The sequence below is a fragment of the Anaerostipes sp. PC18 genome, assembly GCF_039789045.1.
Classification (GTDB): Bacteria; Bacillota; Clostridia; order Lachnospirales; family Lachnospiraceae; genus Anaerostipes; species Anaerostipes hominis.
Genome location: NZ_CP121164.1, coordinates 875,563 through 893,080 on the forward strand (window position 1 = coordinate 875,563; position 17,518 = coordinate 893,080).

18 protein-coding genes and 1 pseudogene are annotated in these 17,518 nt (G+C 45.5%); 15 read left to right on the top strand and 4 right to left on the bottom strand.

Annotated features, from left to right (window positions below; translation table 11 throughout):
• The first annotated feature begins 46 nt into the window (after nucleotides 1-46).
• Nucleotides 47-655 carry an ECF transporter S component gene (locus P8F77_RS04860; RefSeq protein ID WP_024728330.1) on the top strand — a complete coding sequence of 203 codons (609 nt, stop codon included), beginning with the start codon at nucleotides 47-49 and terminating at the stop codon, nucleotides 653-655.
• Between the two features lie 74 nt (nucleotides 656-729).
• On the opposite strand, the gene P8F77_RS04865 is transcribed toward P8F77_RS04860, so the two are convergent.
• Nucleotides 730-1,119 carry a thioesterase family protein gene (locus tag P8F77_RS04865; RefSeq protein ID WP_287517526.1) on the bottom strand — a complete coding sequence of 130 codons (390 nt, stop codon included), beginning with the start codon at nucleotides 1,117-1,119 and terminating at the stop codon, nucleotides 730-732.
• A gap of 248 nt (nucleotides 1,120-1,367) precedes the next feature.
• Between P8F77_RS04865 and P8F77_RS04870 the strand changes: the two genes are divergently transcribed.
• The 7 genes and pseudogenes from P8F77_RS04870 (at nucleotide 1,368) to P8F77_RS04900 (ending at nucleotide 7,216) form a co-directional block, all read left to right on the top strand.
• On the top strand, nucleotides 1,368-1,973 hold the full coding sequence (locus tag P8F77_RS04870) for a histidine phosphatase family protein (RefSeq protein ID WP_024728328.1): 606 nt from the start codon (nucleotides 1,368-1,370) through the stop codon (nucleotides 1,971-1,973).
• Between the two features lie 36 nt (nucleotides 1,974-2,009).
• Nucleotides 2,010-2,441, top strand: coding sequence for a DUF1700 domain-containing protein (locus P8F77_RS04875; RefSeq protein WP_129700491.1), 432 nt, complete (start codon nucleotides 2,010-2,012; stop codon nucleotides 2,439-2,441).
• 9 nt (nucleotides 2,442-2,450) lie between these two features.
• Nucleotides 2,451-3,590, top strand: a complete 1,140-nt coding sequence (locus P8F77_RS04880) for an amidohydrolase (protein ID WP_270432825.1) — start codon at nucleotides 2,451-2,453, stop codon at nucleotides 3,588-3,590.
• 154 nt (nucleotides 3,591-3,744) lie between these two features.
• On the top strand, nucleotides 3,745-5,232 hold the full coding sequence (gene thrC, locus P8F77_RS04885) for a threonine synthase (RefSeq protein ID WP_024728325.1): 1,488 nt from the start codon (nucleotides 3,745-3,747) through the stop codon (nucleotides 5,230-5,232).
• A 96-nt stretch (nucleotides 5,233-5,328) separates the two neighbouring features.
• A complete protein-coding gene (locus P8F77_RS04890) occupies nucleotides 5,329-6,180 on the top strand; it encodes an RNA polymerase sigma factor (protein WP_024728324.1) in 852 nt (283 codons plus the stop codon).
• Between the two features lie 13 nt (nucleotides 6,181-6,193).
• Nucleotides 6,194-6,785, top strand: a pseudogene (locus tag P8F77_RS04895) (DUF2461 domain-containing protein).
• Between the two features lie 140 nt (nucleotides 6,786-6,925).
• On the top strand, nucleotides 6,926-7,216 hold the full coding sequence (locus tag P8F77_RS04900; RefSeq protein ID WP_006566422.1) for a hypothetical protein: 291 nt from the start codon (nucleotides 6,926-6,928) through the stop codon (nucleotides 7,214-7,216).
• 68 nt (nucleotides 7,217-7,284) lie between these two features.
• Here the strand turns inward: P8F77_RS04900 and P8F77_RS04905 are convergent, their stop codons facing one another.
• The 3 genes from P8F77_RS04905 to P8F77_RS04915 are packed head-to-tail and all read right to left on the bottom strand — an operon-like array spanning nucleotide 7,285 to nucleotide 9,124.
• Nucleotides 7,285-8,067: a hypothetical protein gene (locus P8F77_RS04905; RefSeq protein ID WP_024728323.1), complete on the bottom strand. Its 783-nt coding sequence runs from the start codon at nucleotides 8,065-8,067 to the stop codon at nucleotides 7,285-7,287.
• Nucleotides 8,061-8,759, bottom strand: a complete 699-nt coding sequence (locus P8F77_RS04910; RefSeq protein WP_024728322.1) for an ABC transporter ATP-binding protein — start codon at nucleotides 8,757-8,759, stop codon at nucleotides 8,061-8,063. Before P8F77_RS04910 ends, P8F77_RS04905 begins: the two co-directional genes overlap by 7 nt.
• A 17-nt stretch (nucleotides 8,760-8,776) precedes the next feature.
• Nucleotides 8,777-9,124: a GntR family transcriptional regulator gene (locus P8F77_RS04915; RefSeq protein ID WP_024728321.1), complete on the bottom strand. Its 348-nt coding sequence runs from the start codon at nucleotides 9,122-9,124 to the stop codon at nucleotides 8,777-8,779.
• Between the two features lie 150 nt (nucleotides 9,125-9,274).
• On the opposite strand from P8F77_RS04915, the gene P8F77_RS04920 reads away from it, so the two are divergent.
• The 7 genes from P8F77_RS04920 to yajC all read left to right on the top strand — a co-directional run bounded on the left by P8F77_RS04920 (nucleotide 9,275) and on the right by yajC (nucleotide 17,509).
• Nucleotides 9,275-10,024, top strand: coding sequence for a protein phosphatase 2C domain-containing protein (locus P8F77_RS04920; RefSeq protein ID WP_024728320.1), 750 nt, complete (start codon nucleotides 9,275-9,277; stop codon nucleotides 10,022-10,024).
• A 43-nt stretch (nucleotides 10,025-10,067) separates the two neighbouring features.
• Nucleotides 10,068-11,816, top strand: coding sequence for a protein kinase (locus tag P8F77_RS04925; protein WP_347256392.1), 1,749 nt, complete (start codon nucleotides 10,068-10,070; stop codon nucleotides 11,814-11,816).
• Nucleotides 11,817-13,913: a hypothetical protein gene (locus P8F77_RS04930; protein WP_287517547.1), complete on the top strand. Its 2,097-nt coding sequence runs from the start codon at nucleotides 11,817-11,819 to the stop codon at nucleotides 13,911-13,913.
• Nucleotides 13,914-13,971: 58 nt separating this feature from the next.
• Nucleotides 13,972-14,901: a S1 RNA-binding domain-containing protein gene (locus tag P8F77_RS04935; protein ID WP_034549782.1), complete on the top strand. Its 930-nt coding sequence runs from the start codon at nucleotides 13,972-13,974 to the stop codon at nucleotides 14,899-14,901.
• A gap of 19 nt (nucleotides 14,902-14,920) precedes the next feature.
• Nucleotides 14,921-16,024: a chorismate synthase gene (gene aroC, locus P8F77_RS04940; RefSeq protein WP_024728316.1), complete on the top strand. Its 1,104-nt coding sequence runs from the start codon at nucleotides 14,921-14,923 to the stop codon at nucleotides 16,022-16,024.
• A gap of 4 nt (nucleotides 16,025-16,028) precedes the next feature.
• Entirely contained in the window at nucleotides 16,029-17,156 is a 1,128-nt protein-coding gene (gene tgt / locus P8F77_RS04945; RefSeq protein WP_024728315.1) for a tRNA guanosine(34) transglycosylase Tgt, read from the top strand.
• Between the two features lie 77 nt (nucleotides 17,157-17,233).
• A complete protein-coding gene (gene yajC / locus P8F77_RS04950) occupies nucleotides 17,234-17,509 on the top strand; it encodes a preprotein translocase subunit YajC (protein ID WP_347256393.1) in 276 nt (91 codons plus the stop codon).
• The last annotated feature ends 9 nt before the right edge of the window (nucleotides 17,510-17,518 follow it).

A 17,518-nucleotide genomic window follows, 5' to 3' on the forward strand; every position in this document is an offset into this window, starting at 1 on the left:
ACAGCCCCCTCAGAATAAAAGAATTGTTAAATGGAGGAGAAAGAAAATGATGAATGAAACAGCAGCAGTGAGTAAAGTAAATGTAAGAAAGATCACAGTGACCGCCATGCTTGGAGCGCTGGCCACAATCCTGATGTTTTTTGAATTCAGCGTACCGTTTATCATGCCGGGATTCATTAAGATGGACTTTTCCGAACTTCCCGCTCTGATCGCCGCGTTTTCCATGGGGCCGGTATCCGGCATCGCAGTGTGCTTTATTAAAAATATCGTAAATCTTCTGCACACCACGTCCGGCGGAGTAGGCGAGATTTCCAACTTCATCCTGGGAGTCTGCTTTGTACTTCCGGCAGGTTTGATCTATAAGAGAAATAAATCACAGAAGGGAGCATTGATCGGTGCCCTGACAGGAGCCGTTATAATGGCAGTCGTGAGTGTGTTTTCCAACTACTTTATCGTCTATCCGGTCTATGAAAACTTCATGCCGATGGAAGCGATCATCGGAGCTTACCAGGCGATCAACCACAATGTCAGGAACTTATGGGATGCATTAATTTGGTTTAACATGCCATTTACCTTCGTAAAAGGAATGTTCAGCGTTGTAATCACATTTTTGGTATATAAGAGGATATCCCCGATCTTGAAAGGAAAACATTAAGATTTAAGACAACTATCACAGAATATAATAAAACGTCAATCCGAAATTAAGGATTGACGTTTTTTGATGAATGTTTAATTTAATTTTTGTTTTGCATTATCTAAAAATGAATCGGCGGCTACGATATAGCGCTCGTGTGTGCCGATACCGATTCGGCCTTTATTGTCCATAATTTCCACCTGAAACTCTAATTTCCTGCGGTTGATCTCTGTCAGATGACACTGGCAGGTCACTTTGCAGCCTACGGGAGTGGCAGATACATGGGAAATGTTTAAATTGGTGCCGACTGTGGTCATGCCCTCATCCAGCTTTCCCTCTAATAATTTTACGGCAGCCCTTTCTACCAGGAGTGTCATGGCAGGTGTGGCATACACAGGAAGACTTCCGCTCCCCCAGCGGGCGGCAGTCAGTTCGTCAGTAACTTCTTCTGACAGGGTGATCTTGTCTCCAATTTCAATCTTCATAAGTTGTCCTCTCTTGATTTATTCCATATCATTTTAGGATAGGTAACATTTCATACACTTAGTATAGCAAAATAAGATAAAAATGCCATAGTTTTTTAAGAATTTATTGTAATCTATATATGTCTGAAGATGATTCTCACAGCGTAAGGCTGTAAAAGTCCTGAAAAGGCTATGGTGCAAAGCCGGTAAATACGTTAAAATAGTTTTTGACGGATATAATATTAAAATTAAGGTGAGGAGGAATCTTATTGAAATTATACATGATGAGGCATGGAGAAACTTCATGGAATAAAATACGCAGGATTCAGGGACAGTCGGACATTGATCTGAATGAGGCCGGCAGAGAGGCGGCCAGGCTCACGAGTAAGGCTCTGAAAGATTTCAGATTCGACGCAGCCTATACGAGTCCGCTCAGCAGGGCCAGGGAAACGGGGGAGATCGTACTTGCAGGAAGAGATATTCCGCTGATCGAAGACGAACGCCTGAAAGAGGCCAATTTCGGACCGTATGAAGGGGCTGACCTGAATGAATTATACGAAAAAAAAGAACCTATTCTGGACTTTTTTGACCGTCCGCACAAGATGACACTGATCGAGGGCGCGGAAACCCCGGCTCAGGTCGTAGAGCGGTCGAAAATATTTCTGGAGGAATTTATTCTTCCGATGGAAAAGGAAGCAGAAAGTGTGATCTTATTTACGCACGGAGCGTTTATTCACGGAATGCTGACAAACATGTATAAAAGAGATGTGAGAGACTTTTGGAAGGGGCCGAAGCTGAAGAATTGTTCCATAAGTACGGCAGAATTAAAAGACGGCCGTTTCTGTGTTCTCAGTGAGGCAGAGGTCCTTTATTGAAATTCAGAAAGAGAAAGAAGCTAAAGGAGACATACGATGACGAAATATGAGTTTTTAAAGGAACTCCGGGAAGCGCTGGAGGGACAGGTGCCGATGAGTGAAATTGAGGATTCCATTTCCTATTACAGAGATTATTTCAGCCGCCAGGAGGCAGATGGAAGGAGTGAGCAGGAGATCTTGGAAGAACTAGGCAGCCCAAGACTTATCGCAAAATCCATCATCGAGACAAAGGGCGGGGAGCAGATCTATTATGAAGATACCTATGAAGAACAGGTGAATGAAGAGGAAGGTTCTCCGAAAGTTTTTGTGTTTGATTCTTTTCTGACGAAGATTGGGTGTCTGGCAGCGGTGATCATTGTCATCATACTGATTGGAAGCGTGTTCGCCGTAGCGCTCCGCTTTATCGGACCGATCATTATGATCCTTCTTCTTATCTACCTGATCAAAAATGTTTTTGGAAAGAGGTAAGGGCAGAAAATGGATATCATTCAGGAAGTAAACCAGGCCAGGGAGAGGATCGTAAAGTACAGGCAGGATCTTCACCGATGTCCGGAGACGGCCTTTGAAGAATATAAGACTACAGCCTATATCAAGCGGCAGCTGGATGCCATGGGGATATCCTATACACCGTTGCATCCCACAGGTATTGTGGCGGAGATCGGGAAGGGCAGGGGAGCGGCTGCCCTAAGGGCCGATATTGATGCATTAAAAGTAAAAGAGGAGACAGGGTGTTCTTTTGCGTCAGAACATCAGGGATATATGCATGCCTGCGGACATGACGGGCATGCAGCCATTCTTTTGGGCGCAGCCGGTATTCTGAAAAAGTATGAAAAGGAATTATCAAAAAAAGTATTTCTTGTTTTTCAGCCGGCGGAGGAGACTGCCCAGGGGGCAAAACTGGTCCTGGAGTCAGGGCTATTAGAAGGTGTAAAAGAAATTTTCGGCCTCCATATTTTTTCCGGGATCGAAGCCGGGAAGATTTCTCTGGAGGCAGGGCCGAGAATGGCTGCTACGGACTGGTTTTCTATAGACATCAGAGGGAAATCCGGTCATGCCGGAAAACCTCATCTTTGTACGGACGCATCGGTGATCGCTGCCGCCACGGTCATGAACCTTCAGACGATCGTGAGCAGAAATACCGATCCTCTGGACTCAGCTGTAGTTACTGTGGGAAAGATGACCTCAGGTACAGCCAGAAATGTCATATCCGGCTCTGCCGGAATCGAGGGAACGGTCCGGACATTTTCGGAGGAGACTGAAAAAATGGTGAAGGAACGGGTCATCGAAATCGCCGTGGGAACAGCCGGTCAGCTGGGAGGAGAAGCGGCCGTAGATTATCCGCCGTCCAGTCATCCGCCTCTGATCAACGGGGAATCGACGGTGGAGAGAGCCATGCGGGGAGCAGGAAAGATTTTTTCCGAGAAGGACTTTGTGCATGTGCCTCCGATGATGCTCGGAGAAGATTATTCCAACTATTTAAAGACGATTCCGGGAGCCTTTGCATTTGTGGGAGGAGGTAAAGATCAGTTTCCCAATCACCACGGCAGATTTGACATGGATGAAAAGGCACTGGTAAGCGGAGTGAAACTGATGCTTGCTTATGTCATGGAAGAGTAGGCAGTTCGCAGGGATGAGCAGTACAAAAAACGGTAGAATGTACAGTATTTCGTGCTAGACCGCAATTCACAAGTATGCTATAATCATAGCCAAAGAAAAAATAGGTCTCATTTATGGCCTTACAGATTATAAACAAGGGAAAAGGCGGGTAATTATGAATTTAGTTTATCGTAGTACAAGAAACAGGGAAGAGACGGCATCTGCTTCTGAAGCGATCCTTAAGGGACTGACGGATGACGGAGGACTTTTTGTGCCGGATTCTATTCCGAAGCTCCAGGTTTCCGTAGAAGACCTGACAGAGATGACCTATCAGGAAATTGCGTATGCGGTTATGAAGGAGTTTCTCACAGATTTTACAGAGGAAGAGTTAAAGACCTGTATTGCCAATGCTTATGATGACAAGTTTGACACAGAGGAGATCGCTCCGATAGTGAAAGCAGGGGATGTATATTATCTTGAGCTGTTCCACGGCTCCACCATCGCATTCAAGGATATGGCTCTCTCCATCCTCCCTCATCTTTTAGTTACTTCCGCAAAAAAGAATCATGTGAAAAATGAGATCGTGATCCTGACAGCCACTTCCGGAGACACCGGCAAAGCTGCTCTGGCCGGTTTTGCAGACGTGCCGGGAACGAAGATCATTGTCTTTTATCCGAAATCCGGGGTCAGCCCGATCCAGGAAAAGCAGATGCTGACCCAGAAGGGTGAAAATACTTACGTTATCGGCATCAAAGGTAACTTTGACGATGCCCAGACCGGCGTGAAAAAGATGTTCTCCAACAGGGAACTGGCAGCAGTGATGGACGGGAACGGGTATCAGTTTTCATCTGCAAACTCAATTAACATCGGACGTCTGGTTCCTCAGATCGTATATTACGTAAAAGCCTATGCGGATCTGGTGAAAAAAGGTGCAGTAAAAGCAGGAGATCCGATGAACGTCGTAGTCCCTACGGGTAACTTTGGAAATATCTTGGCAGCGTTTTATGCAAAACAGATGGGAATTCCGATCGGAAAGTTTGTCTGTGCGTCCAATGAAAATAAAGTTTTGTTTGATTTCTTCCGGACTGGAGAATATGACAGAAAGCGTGAGTTTGTTGTGACATCATCTCCTTCCATGGACATTTTGATTTCCAGCAATCTGGAGCGTTTGATTTACAGAATTGCTGGAAATGATGCCGAACAGTGTGCGAAATTTATGAATGCTCTGACAGAAGACGGCGCATATGAGATCACACAGGAGATGAGAGACCAGCTCTCAGAGTTCTTCGGGGCTTATGCCACAGAAGAAGAGACTATGGAGAAGATCAGACAGATCTATGAGGCAGAACATTATGTACTGGATACCCATACGGCAGTAGCATCCGTGGCATATGACAAATATATCAAAGACAGTGGTGACAAGACACCGACAGTCATAGCGTCCACCGCCAGCCCGTATAAGTTTACCAGAAGCGTAATGAATGCCATCGATCCAAAATATGATGAAAAGTCTGATTTTGAATTAGTGGATGAGTTACATAGAATTTCCGGCGTGACTGTCCCCGGCGCCATCGAAGAGATCAGGACGGCTCCGATCCTCCACGATACAGTCTGTGAGACGGCAGCTATGGAAGAAGAAATGAAAAAAATCTTGAATATTTAAGATACCAATTATTAAAAACGGCAGAGTTGAATTCTCTGCCGTTTTTTTGTCACAAAAAAGTATATTTGATGTCTAATACTGCAGGAGGTAAAATTTATGGATAAGATAACAAACCAACAACTTGAACTGCTCATCGGCAAAGCCGTAGACGGAGACAAAAAATCCCTGGAAACAGTGATCATGAGCGTACAGGACCTGATCTTCAATCTTTCCCTCAGGATGCTCGGGACTTTTGCGGATGCAGAGGATGCGTCACAGGACATCATAGTGAAAGTCATCACCCACTTGTCATCGTTTAGAAAAGAGAGTGCTTTTTCTACGTGGGTCTACAGGATTGCGGTAAACCATTTGAAGGATTATAAAAAGCACATGTTTGCCAATAGTCCTCTGAGTCTGGATTTTTACAGGGATGATATTGAGAATGCCCAAATCCGGGACATCCCTGATCTTACACAGAATGTAGAGGTTTCTATTTTAGAAGAAGAACTGAAAATGTCATGTACCAATGTGCTGCTGCAGTGTCTGGACAGCGAGAGCAGATGTATTTTTATTCTGGGAACAATGTTTAAACTGGACAGCCGTATCGCAGGTGATATCCTGGGAATGACACCGGAGGCATACCGAAAGAGGCTTTCCAGAATACGCGGCAAAGTTGCAGATTTCCTTGACTGCTACTGCGGTGAATTTGGCCGGGGGACATGCAGATGCAGAGACAGGCTCAACTATGCCATCGAGAATCACCGCCTGGACCCGGGCAAGCTGGATTATACGGCGGCAGATAAAATTTCAGAACAGACATTGTTTCATGTGAAGGATGCAATGGAAGATATTGATGATTTATCAATGAAATTTTCTTTTTGTAAATCCTATGGGTCACCGGAGAAAATGAAACAGTTTATCAGGGAATTTCTGGATTCTGCTCCGTTTTCTGTTGTGAAAGAATCGTGAGGAGGGATTATACATGAATATGGAACTGATTTTAAATTATTTATCGGAACTCAGTCGAAATAATAACCGGGAGTGGTATCATGCGCACAAGGAAGAGTATCAGCAGGCCAATGCAACTGGTGAGGGACACCAGGTTCAGCCGTGATAAGTCTCCGTATAATCCCTGTTTCCGCGCTCACATTTCATCAAAAGGCAAACTGCCGGTTCCCGTTGGATATTATATCATGATCCGGCCGGGTGATCAGTCTTTTTTAGGCGGAGGTTTATTTGCGGATATGTTTAAAGACGCTACAAGGATGGTGCGGGACTATCTTTCAAAACATCCTGCGGAGTGGGAACAAATCATCGGGTCTGAAGAGTTTAAGAGCTATTTTGCTGTAAAGGGCACGGCACTGAAAAATGTGCCGGCAGGCTACGATGAGGATCATCTACAGGCTAAATATCTGAAGAATAAAAGCTGGTATCTGGAATATTTCATAAAAGACGAGGAACTCCTGGATGGGGAACAATTTCTGGACAGAGCTGCAGACATTTTTCATAAAATGAAACCGTTTAATGATTATCTGAACAGAGCATTGGAAGGCTTTAAGATGCCTCAGAGATAAAAATGCCATACCCTGAGGGCGGACACGCATCGCGTGTTAAGGTATACCCACAGGGCATCCCGTATTTTATACCCTACGGGTGGACACGCTTCGCGTGTTAAGGTATAATTTAAGAAAAAGTATGTGAGGAGACGGTGATTATGCCAAAGGATTTATTTGATAAGATCGAGCAGACCATAACGACTACTGGGAAGGCAGCGGCGAAAAAGGCAAGGGAAGTAGCAGATACGGCAAAGATTAAAAATGATATCCGCGTTGCGAAGCGTGAATTAAATGATTTGTATGAGCAGGTTGGACGGCAGTATTTTGAGTCTCATATGGATTATCCGGAAGCGGAATATATTGATCTGTTTAATCTGATCGAAAAGATCCGGGGAGATATCAAAGTCATGGAAGCGGACCTTGAGATGGTCAGAGAAGAAGAATCGTAAGATTGAGATTAGTAAAATATAAAAGCCGGCAGGAAATTTTATCCTGCCGGCTTTTTAGTGTTGTGTGATCAGAGATTTGTTTTTCTTTCCATGAGATATCTTGTCAGGAAGAAGGAGACGATAATCTCTATGATGCTGCCGATGATCATCATAGGCAGCAGATAGTAGCAGAATTTCTCAAGTCCAGTAAAATTCATAAAGTTCGGGAAGATGGACGAGAAGATGTTGGTCACAAGTGAAAGTGCCGCAGTTGCAAGGAAATAAGTTCCTATGGATGCCGCCAGGCGGTGGTTCGGTAAAAGACCTCCGATGGTAATACAGAGGTATACGAACAGCGGTGATGATATGGCACTCAATATCAATGAAGACAAAGTCTCAGTGATAAATAAAAATCTGATTCCTGGGTCAATCTTGTTAAATTCCTGGAATGAAAGGGACAGCACATGACAGAAATCGGTCCAGTATGGCGTACCTGCCAGGAAAATAAAAATAGAGAACATGAATGCGACGGAGGAGATAACAAACCAGAAGATACTGATCAGAAGTTTGTTCAGGATCTGAAGGTTGATGGAAACAGGAAGCGTAAAGCTTAAGTATCCTTCATCGGTATAAAAGTTCTTATAAAACCGGTAAAAAGAGATAATAAAGCACATGAGGTACAGAGCGATCACGGCCACTACATAGATGGTCACAATAAAAATGCTGAGAGTCATGCGCAGCGGATCATTGCCGAATCCGATCATCATCATAAACAGTTTGAATAACAGTGTGATCCCGCCGAATGTTGCGAGCAGAGGCACAAAATACCGGGCGGTGGCTTTCAATTCATATTTCAGTAGTTTTCCTAGCATTTGAATACCTCCCTGAATAACTGGTCCACAGATTTTTGTTTCTCCTCCCGGATCTGGTCGACGGTTGCAGACAGAGTGATCTTTCCGTTCTGTAAAAACAGGACGTCGTCCAGGACGGTTTCGATGTCACTGATCAGATGGGTGGAAATGATCAGGCTGGCATCCGGATTGTAGTTTGAAATAATCGTTTTTAAAATATAATCACGGGCAGCGGGATCTACACCGGCGATCGGCTCATCCAGAAGATATAATTTTGCATTCCGGCTCATGACTAAGATGAGCTGTACTTTTTCTTTTGTTCCCTTAGACAGTGTTTTCAGGCGCTTATTCTCGTCAATTCCAAGATCCTTCAGCATATAGAGCGCCTTTTCTTTGTTAAAGTCTTTATAAAAATCATCAAAGTAAGTAAATACTTCATGGATTTTCATCCACTCCGGCAGATACATCCGGTCCGGAAGATAGGAAATGTGCTCCCGGGAATGGATGCCGAGGGGCTGGCTGTCAAACAGGATATCTCCCTCTGTTGCCGTCAGCAGGCCGTTGATCAGTTTGATCAGTGTGCTCTTGCCGCTTCCATTAGGGCCTAAAAGACCGATGATACGTCCGGAGGGAATTTTTAAGTTGAGTCTGTCTAAGGCTAAAAAACCTGAGTAAACCTTAGAAAGATTATTACATTCAAGAATATAGTTCATATAGATACCTCTCATTGCTATCTTATTAGTTTGATAATGTCTTCTTTTTTCAGACCAAATCGTTCCATCTTCTTCAGGAACTCTGCAATTTCCTTTTCGGCAATTGAAGCCTGCAGTGACTGAATCAGCTGCTCATCTTCGGTGACAAAGCGTCCGCTGGTCCTCTGGGAATAGAGCAGGCCGCTGCGCTCCAGTTCGGACAGTGCTTTCTGCATTGTATTCGGATTCACAGAAGCACAGGCGGCCAGATCCCGGACGGAAGGCAGCTTTCCTCCGAGAGGATAGACACCGGAAAGGATATCGCCTTGAATATGTTCCATCAGCTGAAGATAAATCGGCCGGTCATCGGATAATTCCCATGCCATAATAAACCTCGCTTTCTTGTATTAAGTATCTAGTACAATGGTATAATAGACTGGAAAAAAAGTCAATTAATTTTTAAAAATAAATTGACTGTGACTGGAAATAATTGTATAATGAGATCAATAAATGGAAATAAAAGGAGGATTTACATTATGTTTCAAATTGTAGATATGACAGATATGGGCAATGGCCGGGATTCCAATCAGGACTCTTATCTCCTGAAAGAAGAAGAGATCTGCGGACAGCAGATATTGATGGCGGTTATGTGCGACGGCATGGGAGGACTCAGCAGGGGAGAGATCGCAAGCGGATACATTGTAGGTTCGCTGGACCGGTGGTTTGCCCACACACTCCCGGTCCTCCTCAAACAAAAGATGAAGATCATGAGGATTCAAAAGGAACTGGTGGCTGCCATCAAGAAGATCAACCACCGGCTGATCCTTTTGAGCCAAGAATACGGGGACACGATGGGGAGCACCCTGACGCTTCTTTTTGCGGCAGACCGCCGGTTTTTTGTACTGAACATCGGTGACTCCAGAGCCTATTGGTTTGACCGGGACCAGAAGTATGTCACCAGGGATCATACCCTGGTCCAGGAAGAAGTCAGCCGCGGACTGCTGACCATAGAGGAAGCGAAGACCGATGCCAGAAAACATATTCTGATGCAGTGCATTGGTGTTACAAAGGAGATCACCATTGACTGTTACAATGGGAAACTTAAACCGGGGATGGAATTTCTGCTCTGCACAGACGGGTTCTACGGTATGCTCAGGGAGGAGGAGATTTACGAAGTGGAAGCTTCCAAAGACGAGATGAGACGATGGGTGAGAAAATGTTTTGATAAAGTAAAAGAAAGAGGGGAATTGGACAACTTATCATGCATTGTCGTAAAAGTTTCCTGACATGGACAGAGACTGTACAGGAAACTGTATACTTTTAAAGCGGTTGGGCAGGGGAGGACAGGGAGAGATCTATTTAGCCTGGGATGAAGAGAAATCAAGCTACACAGCGGTTAAAAGGTTTGAAAGCCAGCTCTTGGAAGGAATCAGGGAAGCGCGGATACTGGAGTCATTATGTCATCCGGGGATACCGGAGTATCTTGGACGGAGATCGGAAGACGGACACTTAGATCTTTTTATGGAATATATTCCGGGCATCTCAGTGAAAGAGTATATCAGGATTCATGAGAAGATCCCCGAACGCCGGACAGCTGTATGGGGCATACAGCTGCTGGATATTTTAGACTATCTTCATAGGAGATCTCCGCCGGTGATCCACTGCGATATTAAACCGTCCAATCTGATAATCACGAAGAGAGGCAGGCTCTTTCTGATCGACTATGGCACGGCAATTCTGGGGAAGGATGGGAATCAAAAGCTGGGGACCTGCGGATATGCTGCACCGGAGCAGATGGATGGACTCGGATATGCAGATGAACAGAGTGATATTTACAGTTTTGGCATGACCTTATATCACATGGCCACAGGACACCACCCTGGTAAGAAACCATGGGAAGATGATAAAAACTATGGGTTTTCCAGGGGATTTTCAAAGGTGCTGAACAAGTGCCTGCAAAAGGATAAGAAAGACCGTTATCTGACGGTATCAGAAGTGAGACGCGGGCTTAAGAGAGCTTTAAGAAAGCGGGCCGCTATCCGGACCGGAGCAGCAGTTTTTTTGATTCTTGCGGCGGGAACTTGCTGGAAGACTGGAGACGGGCAAGAGCAGTCTGCATATGCTGAGCTGTTATCCAAAGCCGAAGAAGAACGGTCAAAGGCAGGGAGCAGGTTTTCGATGAAAGCAGTCCGGTATTATGAGCTGGCGATCGATCGGGGCCCGGGTCAGGCACCGGCATATGAGAGACTGCTGAAATATTATCAGTCTGCCGGAAGGGAAAAAGAAGGCCTTACAGTTCTGGCAGAATATGTGGAGTCTAAAGACTTTGATGCCGTGGGGAAGGAAGCTCTTTTATACAGGATGGGTCTTTTATATCTTCAGGGAAAAGAGGGAAAGGAAGGATTCCCACCGGACCCGATTTTGGCATACCGGTATCTGGCGATGCAGGAGCATCCTTCAGATATCGAAAAAGATTATACAGAACTCGCGGGGATTTTATCAGGAAAGAGCTATCAGGGAGACAGGCTGTGGGAAATTCTGGACCGGTGCGGGAAAAAGACAGAAGATTTCCGGCAGACATATCTTTTATTTCAGATCTGCCGACAAAAAGAGCAGGAGCTGAAGAAGTTCGGGGATGTTGAAAAAAAGCAGGAGGAACTGGCAGATCTCATGGAAAAATTGTCTGAGAACAGTGATGAAAGGAGGACTGCACTGCGCGAAAAAGCGGCATATTATGAGCGCATGATAGACAGCCGCGGCCTTGAGGCATGGATAGAGGCCGCAGACCGGTACACAGATATGCTGGAGCAGGAAAAGGAAAAGGCAGAGATGCAGCTGAAAAAAGCCAGACTGTTCGCCGGGTATGGGAGAAAAAAGAGTGCAGAGGAAGTGTACCGGGCAGTCATCAGACAGTATTCGGGATGGCCTGAGGGATATATAGCATATGGTTTTTATTTGGCGGAAGCAGGAAAGAGGGATATGGCACAGAATATGTACCGCAGGGCAAAGGGCCTCGGTGCAGGAGGGGATACGGAACTTCATAAACTCGGAGCTGTTTTGGGGGAGGAAAATAATTAGATGCTGAATCGAAAAAAGATAGCAGGAGTTTTTATGATCGTGTTTGCTGCGGCGGGATGCACGGTTTTTGGCGGTGAGAAAGAGGAACCTTCTTTGAGGGCGGAGTTTGCGGATGGAGAGCAGGAAACTTATACAGCAAAGGAGCGGGAACTAAAAATTACTCTGCTGAAGGAAGGAGCAGACAGGGACAAAGTAATCTGCCGCGCCGAAGGGAACGATGGTAAAGAAAAGTGGGATGCAGGAAATATAACTTGGCTGTCAGACAAAGAAGGCAGGGTTATCTTTCAGAGGGAGGGCTGGTACAGAGTCAGTGTGGAATATGATGGTGAATCCAGTATGCTTCAGGAATTTTGTCTGGAAACAACAAAACCGGAGGAGCCGGAGGCGGATACGGGTTCCTATATGCAGGGCACATGGACAAACCGCCCTGTGCATATAAATTTGTCTCAGGGAAGCTCTTTTTCAGGACGATCCGGCTTTGAATACCTGGAATCAGAACAGGGAGAGTGGAAAGAAGCTGAGGGAGACAGTATCACAGTTAAGACAAACGGGATACACAGATACAAAGTGCGCGCGGTTTCCAAAGCAGGGAACCGGAGTGCCGCTGCCGATGTCTTTGTGAAGTTCTGGGATAAACAGCCCGGAAAACCAAAGGTAAACTGCCCCGGCTCCGCGGATGGAGAGTGGCACAAAAAAGAGGTGAGGATCCGTGCAGAGAAAAGGCAGAAAAAGGGTCCCAGACTAAAAACCTTTATCACAGCAAAGAATTTGGATACGGGGAGGAAAAAAACTATTGAAGAAAACAGTCTTTTGCTTTCTGAAGAAGGGAAATACCAGATCCGAGTGGTTCAGAAGGATGAGGCAGGAAATATCTCAAAGAAAGAATGGAAAAAGAATATTTATATAGACGGCAGTAAGCCCCGGATCAGCCTGGAAGGAAAAACGGTGAATCTATATGAGAAGGATGGCTGCAAACTCAAAGTGACCATAAAAGATTCCTATCTGGATGCAGAGAGCATACGGTGGCAGACTACGGGGAAAGTTGTGAATCAAACAGCAAAAGAAGGGGTGCTGAAAGCAGATATATATTTTGAAAAAGAAGGGGAGCAAAAGCTGTCAGTCTCATGTCAGGATCAGGCCGGAAATTCCGCAGAGGCTTCTGCCGGGCATTTTTTCATAGATAAAACAAAACCACAGCTTAAAATCACGGGGATCAGTTCTCTTGGAATCTATAATTTTGCGCCAGAGGCCAAGGTGAGCTGTATGGACGATACTCCTACGGAGGTTTCTTTATACTTAAACGGTAAATTGTTAAAGAGAGAGAACGTAAAGCCAGGAGAAAACAGGAAAGCGGCGTACCCGATGCTGTCAGAAGACGGATACTATTGTGCCGAAGCCCGGGCCAGAGACAGTGCCGGAAATACGGCATCAGAAAAAGTTTTTTTTACTGTCAGCTGTAAGGGAACACAGATCATACCGGACGGGAATACCGTACACCAAAGCAGTTCAATGAAGGATCAGGGATCATTCGGATTTCGGATGAAAAATGTAGTGCCTTCTTATGTGACAGAATTTGTTGTGAATGGCCGGACCGTACCCTATGAGAGAAAGGGAGATTATGTCTATATAAGCAATAAGTATTTAAAGAATGGGTCAAACCAGATAAAAGTGAAGATGAAAGATATAACCGGCCATGTCAGTACACTGAAAAAGCCATTGAATCTTCACTATGATGCGGAACCTCCTGTGATCCTCATATCCGGGGTCAGACACGGAATCACTTATCGGGAGAAAAAGCAAATCCAGGTAAAAGTTCAGGATGATCAGGACCGGATAACGGGTTTATGGATGGACGGCAGGAAGATAAAGTTTTCAGACGGACAGACGGTGATCCGGTGCGGCACAGACGGAAATCACAGGCTAAAGGCTGAGGCCGTGGGAAGGTCGGGGCTTAAGTCCGGCAGAACGGTGGAGTTTAAAATCAGTACGAAACAGAGAAAACATTCAAAACGTCCATTCGGGTTTCTGATTTCCGGGATCTATTTCCTTACGGCACTTTATCTCATGTTTTTCTTTTTCCGAAGCCGAAAATCATAAGAAACAAGTTAAAATCTTCTTTATTCTGTGTTATAATGAGGCTTAATGCAGAGGTTTCGTGAAAGGAGATTTAAAAATGGCAGAAGAAATGAAAGAAACAATGGAACAGTATGAGAATGAATTGGAAGCATCCTTCCGTAAGATGGATGAGGGAGATATAGTTGAGGGGGATGTATTGAGCGTCAGCGACGAAGAGGCAGTTATCGATTTAAAATATTATGCTCAGGGTATTCTGAAAGCTTCTGAATACAGCGATGATCCGAATATCACATTGACAGAAGCACTCCGTGAAGGCGACAGGCTAAAAGCAAAAGTAATTTCCGTGGATGACGGAGAGGGAAATATCCTGTTGTCCAAGAGAGAGGCCAATCAGGTTCTCGCCTGGGACCGCCTTCAGAAACTGATGGATGAAGAAGCAGTTCTCAGTCTCACTGTGGGCGGAGTCGTCAACGGAGGTGTGATCGTTTACGTAGAAGGAATCCGCGGGTTTATCCCGGCTTCCCAGCTTTCCTTAAATTATGTGGAAGACCTGAACACATGGCTCAAAAAAGAAGTGGAAGCCAAGATCATTAACGTAGATGAAAGCAGGAATAAACTTGTACTCTCAGCCAAAGAAGTGGAAAAGGCAAAGGCTCAGGAGGAGCTTAACCACAAGATGGCCATGATGCGTCCGGGCATGGTGCTGGAAGGTACTGTAGAAAATATCATGCCGTACGGAGCGTTTGTGGATCTTGGCGATGGACTTAGCGGTTTGATCCATATATCACAGTTCAGCGAAAAAAGAATTAAAAGCCCGAAAGAAATGGTAGAAGAAGGACAAAAGGTCAAAGTAAAGGTTTTAAAAATCGCCGACAACAAGATCAGTCTCAGCATGAAGGTACTGGAGGAATCCAGAGAGGCGGAAAAAGTTGAGACCGGAATTGAATATAAGGAAGAGGAAAAGGCACAGACCAGCCTCGGAGACTTACTGGCAAATCTTAAGTTATAATTCAGAGAGGAATCAAAAGATGGCAGGTTCAAGCATTGGCACATTATTCAAAATTACAACGTGGGGAGAGACCCATGGAGAGGGGCTTGGAGTCGTCGTAGATGGATGCCCGGCCGGACTTTCTATTTCAAAGGAAGATATTCAGCAGTACTTAAACCGCAGAAAACCGGGACAGTCAAAATATACGACGCCCCGGAAAGAGGACGATCAGGCAGAGATCCTGTCCGGAGTTTTCGAAGGAAAAACTACCGGAACTCCCATTTCCATGGCTGTCTATAACAAGGACCAGAGATCCAGAGACTACAGTCAGATCAAAGATGTTTACCGGCCCGGGCATGCGGATTATACTTATGATGCCAAATATGGAATCAGGGATTACAGAGGCGGAGGAAGGTCTTCCGGAAGAGAGACCATCGGGCGTGTGGCTGCCGGGGCAGTGGCCGTCAAGCTCTTAAAGGAACTTGGCATTACGGTAACGGCATACGCAAAAGAGATCGGCGGCATCACGGCAGACGAGAAACGATTTGATATAGAAGAGATCTTCCGGAACCCGTTTTATATGCCCGACAGAGAAGCAGCATTGAAAGTGCAGGAATATGCGGACCACATGATGAGAGAACAGGATTCTATGGGCGGTATTATCGAGTGTACCGTTCAAGGGTTAAAGCCCGGGATCGGTGATCCGGTGTTTGAAAAGCTGGATGCCAATCTGGCCAAAGCAGTGCTTTCGATCGGTGCCGTAAAGGGATTTGAGATCGGTGACGGCTTTGCGGCGGCCTCATCCAGCGGATCCCAGAATAATGACGCTTATGAGTATCGGGAAGGCAGAATTGTAAAAAAGTCAAATCACTCAGGAGGAGTGCTGGGAGGAATCAGTGACGGCAGCCCGGTCGTGTTCCGGGCGGCAGTCAAGCCGACTCCGTCTATCGCAAAGGTCCAGCCTACGGCAGGAAAAAACGGAGCAGATATCGACCTTTCCATCGGGGGAAGACATGATCCGATGATTGTTCCAAGAGCTGTGGTAGTGGTCGAATCCATGGCAGCGGTCACGATTGCAGACGGGCTGCTTATGAATCTGAGTGCCAGCATGGACTCTGTAAAAAAAATATACGGACAATGGTGAATATATGTATCAGTTAATAAAAAAAGACGGAAGAGCAAAAAGAGGACGGTTTACGACCGTTCATGGGACGATAGAAACCCCGGTTTTTATGAATGTGGGGACAGTGGCTGCGATCAAGGGGGCAGTGAGCACAGATGATTTAAAAGAGATCAGAACACAGGTGGAACTTTCCAATACCTATCATCTCCATGTAAGACCGGGGGATCGGCTGATCAAGGAATTCGGGGGCCTTCATAAGTTTATGAACTGGGACCGCCCGATCCTTACAGATTCAGGGGGATTTCAGGTCTTTTCCCTGGCCAAGCTGCGTAAGATAAAGGAGGAAGGTGTTTCTTTTTCTTCCCATATCGATGGACGGAAGATTTTTATGGGACCCGAGGAGAGTATGCAGATCCAGTCTAATCTGGGATCTACTATCGCTATGGCCTTCGACGAGTGTCCGCCCCATCCAGCGGAGAGAAAATACATGCAGGATTCTGTGGACCGCACGACCAGATGGCTGCACCGCTGTAAAAAAGAGCTGGATCGTCTGAACCGTCTGCCGGATACGGTGAATCCGCATCAGATGCTGTTTGGAATCAATCAGGGCGGAACCTATGAAGACATCCGTATCTCTCATGCAAAAGAGATTTCCAGGCTTGACCTTGACGGCTATGCCCTGGGAGGCCTGGCGGTAGGGGAATCCCACGCGGAGATGTACCGTATTCTGGATGAAACCGTCCCGTATCTTCCAGAAGCAAAACCTACTTATCTGATGGGAGTGGGCACTCCCGCCAATATTTTGGAAGCGGTAGACCGGGGAGTAGACTTTTTTGACTGCGTTTACCCGACAAGAAACGGCAGGCATGGACATGTCTATACCAACCACGGCAAGATGAACCTGTTCAATAAAAAATATGAGCTGGATCACAGGCCTATAGAAGAAGGATGCCAGTGTCCGGCGTGCAGAAGCTTCAGCAGGGCTTATATCAGACATCTGCTCAAGGCAAAAGAAATGCTTGGTATGAGACTGTGTGTCTTGCATAACTTATATTTTTATAATACAATGATGGAAGAGATTCGGGAGGCCATTGAACAGGGGCGATACAGAGAGTACAAGGAGAGAAAGCTTTCTGGTATGGAAAATAAGTGATCAGGATTCAAGAAATTGAATTTGATATATTATTATTTTAAATGGAGGAAAAAGAACAAATGCAATCACAATTTAGTATGATTCTGTGGCTTATTATTGTGTTCGGAGGTATGTATTTCTTACTGATCCGTCCGCAGAAGAAAAAAGACCAGCAGATGAAGGAATTAGCGGCTTCTCTGGAAGTTGGGGACAGTGTACTTACCATCAGCGGCTTCTATGGTGTGATCGTGGATGTCGTAGATGACAAAACGATCGTTGTAGAATTCGGAAATGACAAACATTGCCGTATTCCTATGGAACGTGCTGCCATTTCTCAGGTTGAGAAACCGAATCAGGGAACAAAAGAAGATTAATATGCAGGG